At 67.7% G+C, this 16,020-nt stretch carries 15 protein-coding genes; 3 read left to right on the top strand and 12 right to left on the bottom strand.

Annotated elements, in window-relative coordinates:
- Positions 1 to 140 precede the first annotated feature (140 nt).
- Both ACOAMO_RS05545 and pepT read left to right on the top strand, forming a co-directional pair.
- A complete protein-coding gene (locus tag ACOAMO_RS05545; protein WP_420176593.1) occupies positions 141 to 1,109 on the top strand; it encodes a sugar-binding transcriptional regulator in 969 nt (322 codons plus the stop codon).
- Positions 1,106 to 2,404: a peptidase T gene (gene pepT / locus ACOAMO_RS05540; RefSeq protein WP_420176592.1), complete on the top strand. Its 1,299-nt coding sequence runs from the start codon at positions 1,106 to 1,108 to the stop codon at positions 2,402 to 2,404. Before ACOAMO_RS05545 ends, pepT begins: the two co-directional genes overlap by 4 nt.
- On the opposite strand, the gene ACOAMO_RS05535 is transcribed toward pepT, so the two are convergent.
- The 7 genes from ACOAMO_RS05535 to mbhE all read right to left on the bottom strand — a co-directional run bounded on the left by ACOAMO_RS05535 (position 2,368) and on the right by mbhE (position 8,799).
- Positions 2,368 to 2,907: an excalibur calcium-binding domain-containing protein gene (locus ACOAMO_RS05535; protein ID WP_420176591.1), complete on the bottom strand. Its 540-nt coding sequence runs from the start codon at positions 2,905 to 2,907 to the stop codon at positions 2,368 to 2,370. The genes pepT and ACOAMO_RS05535 overlap by 37 nt on opposite strands.
- Positions 2,908 to 3,089: 182 nt before the next feature.
- On the bottom strand, positions 3,090 to 3,488 hold the full coding sequence (locus tag ACOAMO_RS05530) for a cation:proton antiporter (RefSeq protein ID WP_420176590.1): 399 nt from the start codon (positions 3,486 to 3,488) through the stop codon (positions 3,090 to 3,092).
- Positions 3,485 to 3,742 (bottom strand): monovalent cation/H+ antiporter complex subunit F, encoded by a 258-nt coding sequence (locus tag ACOAMO_RS05525; protein ID WP_420176589.1) that lies wholly within the window; start codon positions 3,740 to 3,742, stop codon positions 3,485 to 3,487. The genes ACOAMO_RS05530 and ACOAMO_RS05525 overlap by 4 nt, the downstream gene beginning before the upstream one ends.
- On the bottom strand, positions 3,739 to 4,113 hold the full coding sequence (locus ACOAMO_RS05520; RefSeq protein WP_420176588.1) for a Na+/H+ antiporter subunit E: 375 nt from the start codon (positions 4,111 to 4,113) through the stop codon (positions 3,739 to 3,741). Before ACOAMO_RS05520 ends, ACOAMO_RS05525 begins: the two co-directional genes overlap by 4 nt.
- The gene (locus tag ACOAMO_RS05515; protein WP_420176587.1) at positions 4,110 to 5,588 is read right to left on the bottom strand and encodes a proton-conducting transporter membrane subunit; all 1,479 of its coding nucleotides are present in this window, start codon (positions 5,586 to 5,588) and stop codon (positions 4,110 to 4,112) included. Before ACOAMO_RS05515 ends, ACOAMO_RS05520 begins: the two co-directional genes overlap by 4 nt.
- On the bottom strand, positions 5,585 to 6,007 hold the full coding sequence (locus ACOAMO_RS05510) for a sodium:proton antiporter (RefSeq protein WP_420176586.1): 423 nt from the start codon (positions 6,005 to 6,007) through the stop codon (positions 5,585 to 5,587). The genes ACOAMO_RS05515 and ACOAMO_RS05510 overlap by 4 nt, the downstream gene beginning before the upstream one ends.
- The gene (gene mbhE / locus ACOAMO_RS05505; protein WP_420176585.1) at positions 6,007 to 8,799 is read right to left on the bottom strand and encodes a hydrogen gas-evolving membrane-bound hydrogenase subunit E; all 2,793 of its coding nucleotides are present in this window, start codon (positions 8,797 to 8,799) and stop codon (positions 6,007 to 6,009) included. The genes ACOAMO_RS05510 and mbhE overlap by 1 nt, the downstream gene beginning before the upstream one ends.
- A 202-nt stretch (positions 8,800 to 9,001) precedes the next feature.
- Between mbhE and ACOAMO_RS05500 the strand changes: the two genes are divergently transcribed.
- Positions 9,002 to 10,198 (top strand): AI-2E family transporter, encoded by a 1,197-nt coding sequence (locus ACOAMO_RS05500; RefSeq protein WP_420176584.1) that lies wholly within the window; start codon positions 9,002 to 9,004, stop codon positions 10,196 to 10,198.
- An 18-nt stretch (positions 10,199 to 10,216) separates the two neighbouring features.
- Here the strand turns inward: ACOAMO_RS05500 and ACOAMO_RS05495 are convergent, their stop codons facing one another.
- The 5 genes from ACOAMO_RS05495 to resB form a co-directional block, all read right to left on the bottom strand.
- Complete coding sequence (locus ACOAMO_RS05495; protein ID WP_420176583.1) at positions 10,217 to 12,025, bottom strand: glycoside hydrolase family 15 protein; 1,809 nt, start codon at positions 12,023 to 12,025, stop codon at positions 10,217 to 10,219.
- Between the two features lie 14 nt (positions 12,026 to 12,039).
- Positions 12,040 to 12,927, bottom strand: a complete 888-nt coding sequence (locus ACOAMO_RS05490; protein ID WP_420176582.1) for a universal stress protein — start codon at positions 12,925 to 12,927, stop codon at positions 12,040 to 12,042.
- A gap of 109 nt (positions 12,928 to 13,036) precedes the next feature.
- Entirely contained in the window at positions 13,037 to 13,678 is a 642-nt protein-coding gene (locus ACOAMO_RS05485; protein ID WP_420176581.1) for a TlpA family protein disulfide reductase, read from the bottom strand.
- Positions 13,679 to 13,688: 10 nt separating this feature from the next.
- Complete coding sequence (gene ccsB, locus ACOAMO_RS05480) at positions 13,689 to 14,540, bottom strand: c-type cytochrome biogenesis protein CcsB (protein WP_420176580.1); 852 nt, start codon at positions 14,538 to 14,540, stop codon at positions 13,689 to 13,691.
- A complete protein-coding gene (gene resB, locus ACOAMO_RS05475) occupies positions 14,533 to 16,011 on the bottom strand; it encodes a cytochrome c biogenesis protein ResB (RefSeq protein WP_420176579.1) in 1,479 nt (492 codons plus the stop codon). Before resB ends, ccsB begins: the two co-directional genes overlap by 8 nt.
- Positions 16,012 to 16,020 lie beyond the last annotated feature (9 nt).

Genomic DNA, 16,020 nt, shown 5'->3' with positions numbered 1-16,020 from the left:
GGTACTCCAATGTTCGCTGATGCTCATATGAGCTTTCATTGAGCATATGAGCACTGTAGGTTTCACCCTCCCACCCAGTCAAGCGCTGTGGCACAGTTGTTCCATGAATGCTCAGACGAGCGCGTTGAGGAGAATGGGCTGTGAATGACCGCCAGTTGATGGTGGACGTGGCGCGCGCCTACTACTTGGATGACAAAGCCAAGACCCAGATCGCCACGGAGTTGAACCTGTCGCGGTTCAAGGTGGCGCGCCTTCTGGAGCGCGCTCGGGACCAGGGCATCGTACGAATCAGCATCATGGATGGCGTCGTGCGTGACGATGACCTGGCTGAACAGCTCAAGACCCACCTCCAGCTCAGTGACGTGGAGGTGGTTGCCGGCGCGGAGGACGACGCCGAGAATCGCGAGGCATTGGCCCGAGCGGCAGCCGCCTACCTGCGAAGGACCGTGCAAGCGGGCGATACCTTCGGCTTCTCCTGGGGCCGCACGCTCGCCTCCATCGGTGGATTCATGGACCTGTTGCCCGAATCGACACTTGTCGCCCTGACGGGGAGTGTGGGAACCGACTTCGAACAGTCCCCCGTCGACGTGATGCGCCGGGTGGCAGGACGTTCGTCGGTGCGCACCATGACGATCTTCGCGCCCATGTTCGTCGACTCCGCCGCCACCGCGGAAGGCTTGCGCAAGGACCCGGCCATCGCTTCGGTGCTGGCCACCTACCAAGACCTGGACCTGGCAGTGCTTTCCATCGGGTCTTGGGATCCACCCATCACGCAGCTCATGCAGAGCCTCTCCGAGCAGGACAAGCGCGAGCTGGATGAGGCGGGAGTACGCGCCGAGGTGGTGGGCATCTTCATCAGGGATGACGGACGCCCCTTCGACGCGCCTGTGGTGCAGCGGCGCATCTCAATCTCTGCCACACAGCTCATCGCCGTGCCCCAAGTGTTGGCAGTGGCTGGCGGCACGGAGAAGGTGCCAGCGCTTGCCGCTGTTGCCCGTTCGCGCCTGATCACCTCGCTCATCACCGACGAACGCACTGCTCGCCTGCTCCTCAACCAGGAGGCAGTGCCCCCTGGCCCCCGACAGCTCCCCTTGCAGGAGGAACCATGACCCCAGACCCAGCCCTGCAGGACCGTCTTGCCGAGCGCTTCCTGCGTTACAGCGCCGTCACGAGCCAGTCGGATGCCAGCTGCACGTGCGTGCCCAGCACCCCGGGCCAACGGGAGTTGGCAGAGCTGCTCGCCGAAGAACTGCGCGAGGCGTGCGCGCGCGACGTACACATCTCCGAGACCTCGGTGCTGACCGCCCGCATCCCGGCACGGCTCCCACAGGGCCACGCGTCGGTGCCGGCCGTGGGTTTCTGCGTCCACCTGGACACCGTGGACGTGAACCTCTCCCCCGAGGTCCGCGCCCGAGTGGTGTCCTTCGACGGCGACGACATCTGTCTCAACGAGGAGCTGGATCTGTGGCTGCGCCCGAAAGAACACCCGGAGCTGACCGCCTACACGGGTGATCGTCTGCTGGTGACCGACGGCACCAGCGTCCTGGGTGCCGACGACAAGGCGGGAATCGCGTCGGTGATGGAGGCGGCGATCACGTTGCTCGCCGACGACACCACGCAACACGGTGACGTGTACCTGGCGATCGTCCCCGACGAGGAGATCGGCCTGCGGGGTGTGCGCACGCTGGAGCTGAGCCGCTTCCCGGTCACCTACGCCTGGACCATCGACTCGTGCGAGGTGGGCGAGGCCGTCTGGCAGACCTTCAATGCGGCCTCGGCTACGGTGCAGATCCAGGGCGTCACGGCGCATCCGATGTCGGCCAAGGGGGTGCTGGTCAACCCGGTGATGGTGGCGCATGACCTGGTGGCGTTGCTCGATCGGGAACACACCCCGGAGCACACCGACGGCACCGACGGCTACATCTGGGTCACCGACGTGGACGCCAACCCCGCGACCGCCACCCTCGAGCTGAACATCCGCGAACATGACCGTCACCGTTTCGAGCAGCACAAGAGGTCCTTGCGGAGCGCGGTCGAGCACGTCCGACAGATCCATCCCGCAGCGGTGGTCGAACTGGAGATCAACGACGTCTACGGCAACATCGATGACGCGGTCACCGACGACAACCGCGCCGCGATCGACTTGATGCTCACCGCCATGGAAGAGCTGGGAATCACGCCCAAGCCGCTGGCCATGCGCGGCGGCACCGACGGCTCATGGCTTTCCACGCAAGGGATCCTGACGCCGAACTTCTTCACCGGGGCGCACAACTTCCACAGCATCCACGAATTCCTGCCGCTGCGCTCCTTCGAGCTGAGCCACCGGATGGTGCTGGAACTGATCAGCCCTGGGGCCGCCAGGCGCGATCACTCGCAGACGACGCCGTCACCATCTCGATCCTGATACCAGTCGTACTCAGGATCCTGACCTTGCCGGTACGGGCCGTATCCCGCCGCCTTCGCCTTGGTGCACGTCCCCATCCTGGGATCGGTGCCCCCGCTCCCTTGCTGTGCCGCCGGGGCTTGGGCGAGACCTACCCGGGTTGTTCCGCTGGTGTTCTGATCCTCGACGGCGGTCATCGCCGGAGCCGTCACTGTCGAAGTGGCAGTAGCCGTGACGGTGGCAGTAGCAGTGGCAGTGGCAGTCACGGTGGCCGTGGGAGCAGCCTGGGTCACAGTCACCGTCGCGGCCGGCATCGGTGCCGCAGCCGGCACAGAATCCGGACTCTGGTTCATCGACCCGAGCGCCCAGAGCGCCAACGGCGCCGCCACCAACCAAAAACGCTTCTTCTTGAAGAGCGACTTCTTCTGTTCAACGATTCCGGAGCCTGTTCCCTGCTCTTCACTCCGCGCCGACTCATAGGCATGCCAGTTCGAGGGCGGAGGGGGCGGAGTCGTGTTACTCATTGAGGGATCTTTCTCTGGGGATTCCGATGGTGTGCATCAGATCTCGTTACCCTATTGAGCAAATCCCACTTACCCGGCAGCGGGTCATCCCTGACAGGAAAGCTTCAGTCAGCTGGAAGCGCCCCCACCGAGATGGCAAACGCAGCCGATGGATGTCTGCGCTCCTCCACGGTGGCGCGAGCTCAATCTACCTTCGGCGTCTGCACCGGACGCGGCTTCTTCTTCCCCGCCAGCGGCGGGGCGCCACCGGGGCCAGCCAGCTCGTCGTGGCCGCTGGGCGAGTGCAGGCTGGAACCGGTCAGGTAGGCGGCACGACCGATCGCCATGCTGCCCACTGCCGAGGTGCCCAGCTGCAGCACGATGCACAGCGCCAGCTTTCCCAGATTGGTCCAGCTGGGCATCATGCAGAAGACCCCCATCAGCACCAGGCTGATGCCCGGCCCCGCGGCCGTGGCGATGGCAGAACTGCGGCAGTAGGCGTCCTTGAAACGCAGCAGGCCGATGGCGGCGGTGGTGAACAGCCCGGCGCCCAGCACCACCAAGACCTGCCCCAGCAGTGAACTCATCTCCAGCACACTCATCGGCGTCCCCTCGTCACGGCCATGGCCAGCGCCACCGACGCCAGGAATCCCACCACCGTGCTGCCCAGCACGATGTCGAAGACATAGGGCGCCTTGATCCAGGCCCCCAAGAGCGCGATCAGGCCGACCACGCTGAAGAAGAGCAGGTCGGAGCCGACGGCGCGGTTGGCGTCGTCCGGCCCCAGGAACATGCGTACCCCGGCCACCACCACGGCGGCGCCCAGCAGCAGCGTCGCCACCACGATCCCGATCATCGGCCACCTCCCGTCGCGCGCATGGCGTGGACGATGCGCTTCTCGGTTCCGCGGAAGGAGGCCAGGGCCTCGTCGCGGTTCTCGTACATGACGTGGACGAACAGCGCCCAGCGTTCCAGCTTCGCGTCGGCCTCCTGGCCGGGCACCCGACGGGTGGCCAGCACCAGGGTCCCGGGGGTGATGTTGACCATCAGGGCCAGCATCGCCAGCTCCCAGGAGGTCAACGGTGCGGTGCGGTACTCGACGATGATCGGATCGGAGTCGTCGTCGTGGGTGAGGACGTCGCGCATCACGACGAAACTGGAGACGGCGATCTGCCACATGAACCACAGCACGAGGCCGATCAGCCGCAGGGGCCAGGTGACAATCATCGTCCCGACACCGCCCTTGCATAGTCGGTGGGCTCCAGCAGGTTGTGGGCCACAGCCTCACCCAGATGCATCAGGCCCTGCCCGCCCAGCCCCAGCACCAGGCTGACCACCAGCAGCAGCAGGGCGGGGCCGATCAGGCCCCAGCCAATCCGCGGACCGTCGTCGTCCTCCTCGTCGACCGACCCGAGGAACATCGAACCCCAGATCTTCATCATGGCCATCAGGGTCAGGGCGCTGACGCCGATCGCCAGACCACCGACCAGCCACCGCTCGGCGTCGAAGGCGGCGGTGACGATGGCGAACTTGGCGACGAAACCCGACATCGGTGGCATGCCCACCAGCGAGACGGCGGCGGCGAAGAAGACCAGCGCGGTGACCCGTTCGCGGCTCAACAGCCCCCGCACCTGCCCCAGCGGGGAACGGCCGTAGGTCATCTCCACCGCGCCGATCGAGCACAGCAGCGAGGTCTTCACCACCATGTTGTGCACCAGGTAGAAGACGCCCGCGGCGATGCCGGCCGGCGTGAACAGGGCCAGCCCGGCCAGCACATAGCCGATCTGCGAGATCATGCCGACGGTGAGCACCGCCCGCGCGTCAGTCTCGCCCAGCGGCAGCAGACCACCCAGCAGCATGGACAGGCAGAACAGCACCATGAGCACGCTGCCGGCGGCGGGCCAACCGCCGAAGACCACCGAGAAGACCCGGTACATGGCGTAGATGGCCACCTTGGTGTGCAGGCCCGAGAACATCGCCGAGATGGTGGGCGACATGTGGGGATAGGTGCGCCCCACCCAACCGTGCACCGGCACGACGGCGGCCTTGATGCACAGCGCCAGCAGCACGATGCTGCCGGCCAGCTCGGTGCGGGCCGTCTCGATGCCGCGCCCGGCCAACTCGCCCATGTTGACGCTGCCGGAGGCACCGTAGAGCAGGCCCACGCCCAACAGCATCAGGTTGGAGGCGAACAGGTTGACCACCACGTAGATGCGAGTGGCGGTCACCTGCATCAGCTTGCCCTGGCCGCGGTGCGCCATGATCATCAGCGCATAGGAGGGCAGCAGCATCACCTCGATGAAGACGAACAGGTTGAACATGTCGGCGGTCACCAGCGCACCGCTGACCCCTGCGGCCAGCACCAACACCAACGGGGTGAAGTAGGGCTCCACCGCCACCCCGGCGTGGATGCCGAGCCAGGCACAGACCACCATCAGCAGCATGGTGACGGTCAGCATCAGGGCGCTGAAGGTGTCCATCGCAAAGGGAATCGCCACCCCGGCGGGCCACAGGCCGACGCCGTGGGCGATGGTGCCGCCGTCGCGCAGCTGCCACAAGTGGACCGCACCGAAGGCACACTGCCCCAGCAGCACGGCCATCATGACGATGATGCGCACCGCGGCAGGGGGACGCAGGAAGATGAGCAGCGCGGCCACGCCCAGCGGGACGGCCACCAGCAGCGGAAGAAGGGCGGGGCTCACTGTTCGGCGTCCGTCCGGTCGATGTAGGAATGCCAGTCGGAGTGTTCGTGCTTGCGTCCGACGGCGTGGTCGTCGTGCTGGATCAGCGAGGGAGACTCCATTTCTCGTCCGGTGATGTCGATCAGGGTGTCGTCGTCGCCGTCGCCCACCACGGCGAGCACCAGCAGCAGCACGGTGATCGCGAAGGCGATGACGATGGCGGTGAGCACGAAGGCCTGCGGCACGGGATCGGCCACCGTGGCCGGGTCATAGTCGCCGATCGCGGCCTGACGACGCGAGACGTCACCAGCAGCCACCAACAGGACGTTGACGCCGTGGCTGATCAGGATGAAGCCCACCACCACGCGCAGCATGCCGCGCCGCATCACCATGTAGGCGCCACCACCGAACAGGGCGGCGACGATCAGTGCAATGGCCATCAGTGATCGCCTCCCGCAATGTGGATGTAGGCGCCACCGGTGCGGGTCTTGACCGGCCCGGGTTGACGCAGCGGCGGCGTGCGGCTGCCGGCCTCGCCCAGGCGGGCCAGTGCCGAGAGCATCAGGCCGACCACGGCCAGGAAGACGCCCAGGTCGAAGAGCAGCACGCTGGAGATGTCGAAGGGGCCCACGTGCCACTTGATCGGCGTGAGGAAGGAGCCCTTGGTGTAGCCAAGCAGACCGGTGCCGACGCTGGTCAGGATGCCGACGCTGACCAGCAGCATGGCGGGAATGTCGAGCACCTTCGCATTGCGTCCGTGGGCCAGGTAGACCAGGCACAGCGCGGCACCCATCATCAGGGCCGCGATGAAGCCACCGCCGGGGTTGTAGTGCCCGCGGAAGTAGAGCCACACCGACAGGATCACCAGCACCGGCCCGACGACGCGGCTGACCACCTGCAGGGTGATGTTGTTGTCGTGCGCATCCAGGGCGGGGTTGCCCTTGCCGACGGTGTACAGGTGGGCGCGTTGCGGCAGCAGTCCACGCGCCTCCAGGGCCACCAGGATGGCCATGGCGGTCACGCCCAGCACGCACAGCTCACCGAAGGTGTCCAGGGCGCGGAAGTCCACCAGGATGGTGTTGACCACATTGCTGCCGCCGGTCAGGCGCTCGGCATTGGCCAGGTACCACTGCCCCACGTCGGAGACGCGGGCGTCGGCCTGCAGGTTCCAGGCCAGCAGGAAGCCGACCAGCCCGGTGAGCGCACCGAGCGCACCGGCCAGTGCAATGCCGCGTCGGCCAGTGCGGTGGAAGGCGCGCGGCAGGCGCCCCAGCAACAACACCAGCATCACGACGGTGAGGATCTCCACCAGCAGCTGGGTGAGGGCGACGTCGGGAGCGCCCAGCTTGAACAGCAACAGCGCCACCGAGAACCCGGTGATGCCGACGGTGGTCACCAGCGCCACACGGCTGCGGCCCAGGATGGTGAAGCCCACACCGACCCACACCAGCACCGCGATGAACCAGTCATAGGGACGTTCGGAGTCCTGCGGCATCGGGAACAGGCCGGAGTTGAAGACCGAGACCACCACCAACACGATGAGGGCGGCCAGGCCTGCCCCCAGGTGACGGCTGGGCGAATCGGTGCGGGTGATGGTGCCCAGCCGGTAGGCGCTGCCCACCATGACGGTGCGGGCCGTGTCGACGGTCTTCACACCGCTGAACGGGGTGTGGACACGCCCGAAGAAAGGTTCGAGCCGTTCGCGGGCCGCCACGGCCAGGCAGCCCAGCACGATCACCGCGACCGACATGCCCAGGGCCCAGTTGAACCCGTGCCACAAGGTGAGGTGGGCATGTTCGGCCTGGCCGGTGACCTCGCTGGCGGCATCGCTGAGCATCGGGTCCAGCGCGCCGGCGAAGGGGCCGAACACGATGCCGGCGAAGGAGGCGATCACGACGGGGGCCAGCATGCTGACCGGGCCGTCGCTGGGAGCATTCTCCATGCGGCCACCGGGCAGGGTGTACACCAGCAGTCGCCCGCAGTAGGCGAAGGTGAGGGTGGCAGCCAGCACGGCGGAAAGTCCGACGGGGACGGCCAGCGCCACCGGCATCCCCGTCATCGCACCGAAGAGCGCCTCCTTGCTGACGAAGCCGAACAGCGGCGGGATGCCGGCCATGGCCGCGGCGGCCACCACCAGGGCGGCGGAGGTGACGGGCATCGACTTCCACAGGCCCCGCAGCTTGCGGATGTCTCGGGTGCCGGTCTGCTCGTCGATGACGCCGACCCCCATGAACAGGGCGGACTTGAACAGGGCGTGGGCCACCACGTGGGTGAGGGCGCCAATGACGGCGTAGCTGCTGCCGATGCCGATGGTCGCCACCAGGAAACCGAGCTGGCTGATGGTGGAGTAGGCCAGCAGTTCCTTCATGTCGAAGCGCTGCATGGCCAGTGTTGCCCCCAGCAGGGCGGTGAACAGGCCGGTCAGCAGCAGCGACCAGTCCCACACGGCCAGGCCGGCGAAGAGCGTCGAGAAGCGCACCAGCAGGAAGATGCCCGCCTTCACCATGGCCGCGGCGTGCAGGTAGGCGCTCACCGGGGTGGAGGCCACCATCGCGTCGGGCAGCCAGTAGTGGAAGGGGAACTGGGCGCACTTGGTGAAGGCCGCCACGGCCACCAGCACCGCGGCCACCACCAGCAGCTGCTCGTGGCCCGCCCACGAGTCGTGCTGCAAGACCTCGGCCAGGGTGAGGGTGCCGGTGGCGTAGCGGGCGACGGCGACGGCGGCCAGCAGGCACAGCCCACCGGCGGCGGTGAGCACGAAGGTGCGCACGGCGGGGCGGATGCCCTTGTCACCCGACTGGGCGATGAGCAGGAAGGAGCAGATGGTGGTGAACTCCCACATCACCCACAGCAGGAGCAGGTCTTCGGCCAGCACGAGCCCGGTCATCGACGCGGCAAAGGCCACCAGCAGGCTGTAGAAGCGGCCGTGCGGGCCGTCCTTGAGGTAGTTCACCGAATAGGCCATCACCAGGGCACCGATGACCAGCACCACCAGGGTGAAGAGCACGGCCAGCCCGTCAAGCCTCAGGGCGAGCGAGACTCCCAGCTGCGGGATCCACGGGATGTCCCAGGCCAGCCCGGGCTGGGTCACCGCAAGCCAGCCGACCACCCCGGCGGCCACGGCAAGCCCCGCACTCATCAGCCATCCGGCCTGACGTCCCCACGACTGTCCGACGACGGCTCCGAGCAGGGACAGCCCGAACAGGCTGGCGACGAGCAGGGGTAGGGCCACAGTGGTCCTTTCGGGCGAGCGCAGCCAGACAGGGGTGCAGGCGTCGCCTTGGGAGTATCGGGGTTCTTGTCTGATTCTATGAGACGCGGGCAAGCCTACGGGGTCCGTCCACGTCCGCCCTGCGATGAACTCGCCCATCCCCAAGGGTGGGTTCCCGCCGGTGGGATGGAATCCACCGATGCGGCCCGGCACAGTGGTGGCCGTGTACAGCGCCCAGGAACCCTCACTCCAGGACAGGATGCCCCGCGGCCTCGAACTGGCCCTGAGATTCGGAGTCCCCGCCCTCGTCGCCGTCGCCTGCGCCTGGGTGGCCCTGTGGGTGGTAGGCCAGACCCGCTTCGCACTGGTGCCGATGGCCGTCGCCATGCTGGTCACGGCCCTGTTGACCCCATCGGTTCGCTGGCTGCACGGCCGGTTGGGCCTGAACCGCTACCTGGCCGGCGGGCTGTGCCTGATCACCCTGATGGCGGCGGTGGCCACCCTGGTGACGCTCGCCACCCGCACCATGGTGCGGCAGATGGGCAGCATCACCCGGCTGGCGCAGGAATCACTGTCGGCCACCGCGGAGTGGCTGCGCGACGGGCCGCTGCACGTCGACGACGCGCAGCTGCAGGAGGGCGTCAACAAGGGGCAGGAATGGCTGGCGAGCAACAGCCAGGGCATCGCCCAGACGGCCATGAAGTTCAGCGGATCGGTGACCGAGGTGGGCGCCATGGTCCTGCTGGTGGTGGTGAGTGCCTTCTTCTTCCTGGGCGATGGCCCGGCCATCTGGCGCAGCGTGCTGTGGCTGGTGCCGCACCGCTCGCGTGCCCGCCAGCTGGAGGCCTCGCGTCGCAGCTGGCGCAGCCTGGAGCTCTACGCCCGCACCGCCGTGGCGGTCGCCGCGATCGACGCGCTGGGCATCTGGCTGGGTTGCGTGGTGCTGGGCGTGCCCTTCGCGGTGCCGGTGGCCATGCTGGTCTTCGTCGCCTCCTTCGTCCCCTTCCTGGGCGCGATCGTCTCGGGAGTGATCGCCGTGGGCATCGCACTGTTCGCCAAGGGACTCACCACGGCCCTGCTGATGCTGCTGGTGGTGTTGCTGGTGCAGCAGCTCGAGGGCAATGTGCTGCAGCCCCTGCTGATGGGCAAGGCCGTCTCACTGCACCCCTACGCCGTGATCATCGGGGTGAGCCTGGCGGGCTACCTGTGGAACCTGCCCGGCGCGCTGCTGGCCGTGCCGGTGATGGCCGTGGTGATGGCGTGGCTGCGCTACCTCAATGACGATGACCGCTTCCCCGAGCTGGGCACGCTGTCACGTCGGGATGAGTCCGATGACGAAGACAAGTCAGGCGACCAGCTCGTCCAGGACGACGAGGCTGGTCACAGCCCGGTGGGCGCCCGTTCGGTCAGCGCTTCCTGACCCGACCGGGCCTGACGCTCACCACCAGGGTTCGCGCCCGGCCCCCTGCCAGGCATCCCGCAGGTCATGCGCAGCCACCACCAGCCCCAGGTGGCTGAAGGCCTGGGGGAAGTTGCCGTGGTGGCGCCCGTCCGAGCCCACCTCCTCGCCGTAGAGGCCCAGCGGTGAGGCCAGATCCACCAGGCGCTGCATCAACGCGCGGGCGTCGTCGATCCGCCCGATCGCGGCCAGGGCCGAGACCAGCCAGAAGCTGCACAGCACGAAGGGATGCTCCTCACCCTCCAGCCCGTCCACCCCGGAACTGGTCCGGTAGCGCAGCACCAGGCCATCCACCAGCAGGTCCTGCTCGATCGCCTCGACCGTGGCGACGAAGCGGGGATCGTCGGCCTCGCAGAAGCCGATGTGCTGCAGCTGCAGCAGTGAGGCATCCACCTCGTCGGTCTCGTAGTGCTGCACGAAGCAGCCGCGACGGGGGCAGACCCCTCGCTCGTCGATCTCGGCCCGCACGGCCTCGCGAACCTCGCGCCACAGCGCCACCTGGCCGTGGGCCGGCAGCTCACCGGACTCGACTCCCTTGATCGCCAGGTCCATGGCGGCCCAGACCATGGCCCGGGAGTGGGTGAAGTGACGCACCGGGCCACGGATCTCCCAGATTCCGTGGTCGGCCTCGTCCCAGTGGCGGGCCAGCTCGTCCACCAGCGCCACCTGCAGCCGCGCCGACAGCTCGCCCTCGGCCACCCCGGCCCGACGGGCCTGGTGCAGGGCCAGCATCACCTCGCCCAGCACGTCGGTCTGGCGCTGGTCGACGGCGCCATTGCCGATGCGCACCGGACGGGCGCCCCCGTAGCCGGGCAGGTGATCGAGTTCGCGCTCGGGCAGGTCATGGCCGGCATCCACGCGGTACATGATCTGCATGTGCTCCGGATCACCGGCCACCGCGCGCACCAGCCAGTCGCGCCAGGGCGTGACCCGGCCCTTCATCCCGGCCCGCAACAGCGCCTCGATCGTCAACGCGGAATCGCGCAGCCACGAGTAGCGGTAGTCCCAGTTGCGCTCCCCACCCGGCTCCTCCGGCAACGAGGTGGTGGGGGCGGCCACGATGCCCCCGGTGCGTTCATGCGTCAGGTGGCGCAGGACCACCAAGGAGGTCCGCACCTGCTCCCGCCACGGCCCCTGGTAGGAACACCGCTCGAGCCACTGGCGGGAATCGTCCAGGACGCGCTGCAGGCTGCCGTGACTCGTGCGTGAGTCCAGCAGGGGCTCGGTGGACGGCTGCCAGACCAAGTCGAATTCCCAGCACTCACCGGCCGAGATCTCGAACTGGGTGCTCATGGCGCCGCTCGAGTCCGGCTCCGGCAGGCCCGGCCCCCGCAACACGAAGGTGTCAGGGCCGTCCACCGCCACCAGCGCGTCGAGCTCACCGAGCGACTTGCGCGAGACCAGCGGACGGCGCAGGCCGTACCAGGGGCGCACCGACCATTCGTGGCGCATGGTGATGCGCCCCTCCAGGCACTCCACGCGTCGGATCAGGTCCGCGCGGCCATCACCGGTGGGCATGAACTCCCGCACCCGCACCACGGCATCGTCACAACGCCAGGTGGACTCCAGCACCAGACTGTCCGGCAGGTAGTGACGCTCCAGCACGGCATCCTGCTGCAGCGGCGCCAGCAACCATCGTCCGTGCTCCTCGGTGCCCAGCAGCGAGGCCATGCAGGCCGCGGAGTCGAAGTCCGGCAGGCAGAGCCAGTCGATGGATCCCGTGGACGAGACCAGCGCACTGCCGTGGCGGTCCCCCAGGAAGGCGTACTGCTCGATCGGCGTTGCCATGCTGCTCCCGTTGCTCAGTCCTTGACGTTGGGCACCACCAGCAACGGTACGTCGCACTCACGGCCCAGCGAACGCGAGGTGGAGCCGAGCAGCAGGCCGGAGAAACCACCGCGCCCACGGCTGCCCACCACCAACAGGCTGGCTCCCTGCGATGCCTGCCGCAGCGCCGTCACCGGTTCACCGTCCACCACGGCCACCCGCACCGAGGCACCGGGCTGCTGGTCCACCAGCGGCTGCAGCAGACGCACCTGTTCGGTCTCCAACTGCTCGCGGCGCTTCTCGGCGAGCGACGGGCTCTGCCGCGCCCAGAAGGCCTTGTCGAAGTCATTGGCGGCGACGGCCAGCAGCGGCAGGTTCCGCTCCAGGCTCCACTCCAGGGCCACCACGAAGGCCTCCTGCGAGCTGCTCTGGTCGACGCCGACCACCACCGGACCGGTCGCGTCGTGCTCGGTGGGCGGCACCACCACGACGGGCACCCTGGCGTGGGTGAGCACCTCCTCGGTGGTGCTGCCGACCATGCGGCCCAGCAGGCCGGTCATGTGGGAGCGCCCCACCACCAACAAGTCACCCGGCTGGGTGCTGTCCAGCACGGTGCGGGCGGGATGGCCCACCAGCAGTTCGCGCTCCACCTGGATGCCGGGGTACTGGTCGCGGATGCGCGCCACCACCCCGTCGAGCTGCTCGGTGGCCTGGGAACGCACCTCGTCCACCACGTCCGGGGAGTACCAGTGCTCGGCCGGCGACAGCTCGGCCCCGGGCGACTCGACCGTGGGAAGCTCCACCGAGCGCAGCACCTGCAAGGGCACCTGCTGGCGTTCGGCCTGCCCCGCGGCCCAGTTGGCCACATTCCAGGCCTCTGGCGATCCGTCGGTTCCCACGACGATCCTGGTGATGTCCTTCATGATCCGTCCTTCCTCCGTTGGCTCTGGGACTTCTGGCTTGGGGACTTCTCACTCCACCAGATATCACATTGGCCGCGACAATGGCGCCGACAACGCAGGAAAGGAAGGTTCAGCCCTTGATGAGGGCCAGGTTCTCGTCCATCTGTTCCGCGGTCAGGGCGCCCATGTGGCTCTTGCGCAGCACACCGTCGCGGTCGATGAAGAAGTGCGACGGGATGCCCAGCGAGCGGTAGCGCGAGGCGATGGTGGTCTCCGGGTCACTGATCATCGGCACGGTCAGCCCCAACCGGTTGGCATAGCCCTGGATCGTCGACTGGTCCTCGTTGATGAAGACCGACAGCACCATCACGTCCTCGGCCTGGTGCTTCTTCCACGCCGCCTCGATGTCTGGCGCCTCGGCGCGACAGGCGGTGCACCAGGTGGCACCGAAGTTCAGCCACACCGGCTTGCCCTTCAGCTGGGCCAGCGAGACCTTGGTGCCGTCCAGCGTGGTCGCGCTGAAACCGGGCGCGGGCTGGCCTACCTCCGGGGCGCTTCCACTCTGGTCACCCTCCAGGGTCACTGCGGTGGCACCGTTGAGCGCTGCCTGCTCCGGCTCGTCCTCACCGCTGGGACGGCCCAGCAACCAGGCCCCGCCCAGCACCAGCGCCAGGGTGAGGGCCAAGACCAGGCCACTGCCGTACTTGCTGCGGCGCAACCGTTCGCGCCAGTCGCCGGAGGTGGGTGCCGGCTCGGTGTGGTTCTCGCTCATGTCGTCCCCCTCAGCCACCGTAGGAGTGCAGGCCACCGAAGAAGTGGTTGCCCAGGAAGGTGAAGATGATGGCGCCGAAGCCCAGGATCAGCAGCCAGGCCGAGCGGTTGCCCTGCCAGCCCTTGGTCACCCGGGCGTGCAGGTAGGCGCCGTAGATCAGCCAGGTGACCATGGCCGCGGTCTCCTTGGGATCCCAGCTCCAGTAGCGGCCCCAGGCGGTGTTGGCCCAGATGGCGCCCTGGATGTTCATCATGGTCAGCAGCGGGAAGCTGAAGACCACCGCGCGGTAGCCCAGCTCGTCCAGACGCTCCAGGCTGGGAAGCCCGCTCCAGCGCACCTTCGGCTTGACCAGGTACAGGATGCCGGCGGCCGAGGCGACGGCACCGGCGCCGTAGCCCAGAACCGCGAGGAAGACGTGCACCGTCAGCATGAAGGGGCTCTGCAGGGCGGGCACCAGAGGCTTGACGCTGTCGTCACGGGTGGCGGCATAGACCAGCATGGTCAGGGCCAGCGGCAGCAGGGCGATGCCCAGCGCGCGAGCATGGTGGCGACGCTCGAAGTAGACGTAGAAGGCCAGCATTCCCCACCCGAAGGAGCACGCGAACTCGTACTGGTTCGCGAAGGGTGCGTGCTTGACCACGATGGTGCGACAGACCAGGGCGATCGTCATCAGGATGAAGGCCAGCACCGTCAACTGGCTGCCGTACCAGGCGACCCCGCGCACCGGGGTGGCCTGCTGGGCACCCGCCGTGGCCACCTGGGCATTGCGTCGGGTGGTGGTCAGCGACGTGATGTAGGCCACTGCGGCCAGCGCCACCAGGGCGATCGAGGCGTAGAGGCAGTACTTGGAGATCTCAAGCATGGGTGCTCCCGGAAGAGGTCGTGTCGTCGGTGTCAGGACTGGTGGGCTTGCCGAGCGAGTCGACCAAGCGGAAGACCTTCTGCTCGAAGATCGTGTCGTGGCGGTCGGGCGAGGCGACGCGCACCTGGCTGCCACCGTCGTCGGTGCGGTGCACGCGCAACCAGATGCGCTGGTGGCGGTAGAACATGGTGCAGATGGTCCCCAGCACCAGCAGGAAGGAGCCGATCCACACCAGGATCGCGCCATTGTCCTTGCTGACCATCAGGCCGGTGAACTGGCGCTCACGCTCCAGGGTGACGGCCAGACCGTTCACCTGCTGCTCGCGGCCCTGGCTGATCACCTGCTTGTCGAGCGGCTCGTCGGTGGTGCGGTCGTAGAACTCCACCTGCACCTGGCCGGGGGCGATGCGGGCATCCACCTGGCCGGAGGCCGGCGCGATGACGAACATGTTGAAGCCCTTGTCCGGGAATTCCACCTTGCCGAAGTTCGTCAGCTTGTCGTCGGTGCTGTACTGCAGCGGCACCCCACCGTGGTAGACCTGCTTGCCCGCGGCATCCTTGACGGTCACCTCGGCGGCGAAGCCGAAGTAGGCCTGGTTGAAGGCGATCCCGTCGTACGTCATCGGCGAGTTCACCCGGGTGGTGTGCTGCTTGACCTGCTTGCCGTCCTCGTAGAGCACCAGCTCCGAGGCGTAGTCCATCGGGGAACCGTCGTCGTGGTAGGTGTCGGTGAAGCTCTTGGCCTCCACCGCCAGGTTGGTGCCGTGCCCCACCGGCTGCGGCCCCATGCCCACCGGCACGGTGAACTCGTTGTTGCGGAAACCGGTGTTGTTGGTGATGAGCACGCCCAGCAGGATCAGCACGAAGGCGGTGTGGGCCAGGGCGGTTCCCAGCGGCATCCAACGGTGCTTGTCGGCGTAGAGGTTCAGGCCGTCGTCGCGGCTGTCCTCGATCACCCGGTAGTGCTCGGCGGCCAGCTTGGTACGGGCATCGTCGAAGAGCGCCTGCGGGCTGCCGGCCAGCTCCACGGTGCGACGGGTGCGGGCGTGGTCGAAGAAGCCCTCGCGCACATGGGTGTGGGGCTGCGTGGCGTTCTTCCACAGGGTCGGCAGGCGGTGCGTGGTGCAGCCGATGATGCTCAGCGCCAACAGCACCGTGACGATCCGGAAGGGCCACGAGCTGAACATGTGGAAGACGCCCAGGAAGCTCAGCGGCATCGTCCAGCCGCGGTAGCGGGGGCGCTGCTCCTCCAGGAAGGAGCGGTACCAGTCCGGGTTGTTGTAGGTCTGGGCGTCGGCCTGCGGGAAGAGCACCCCCACCAGGGCGAGCAGTGCCATCGCGAAGATCAGGAACAGGCCGATCCGCTTGTTGTAGAACAGGCGGTAGATGCGCAGCAGCATCTCCTTGGGGGTGATGTCTGCCCCCGGCCCGGTGTCGAGCCCCTGCGGCGGGGTCTTCACGGCTGTACTCATGGCATCTTC

Origin of the sequence: Luteococcus struthionis, from assembly GCF_048595755.1 — a bacterium.
GTDB lineage: Bacteria > Actinomycetota > Actinomycetes > Propionibacteriales > Propionibacteriaceae > Luteococcus.
The sequence above is the reverse complement of the archived record's forward strand: the minus strand, read 5'-3'. Positions and strand labels throughout refer to the sequence as shown.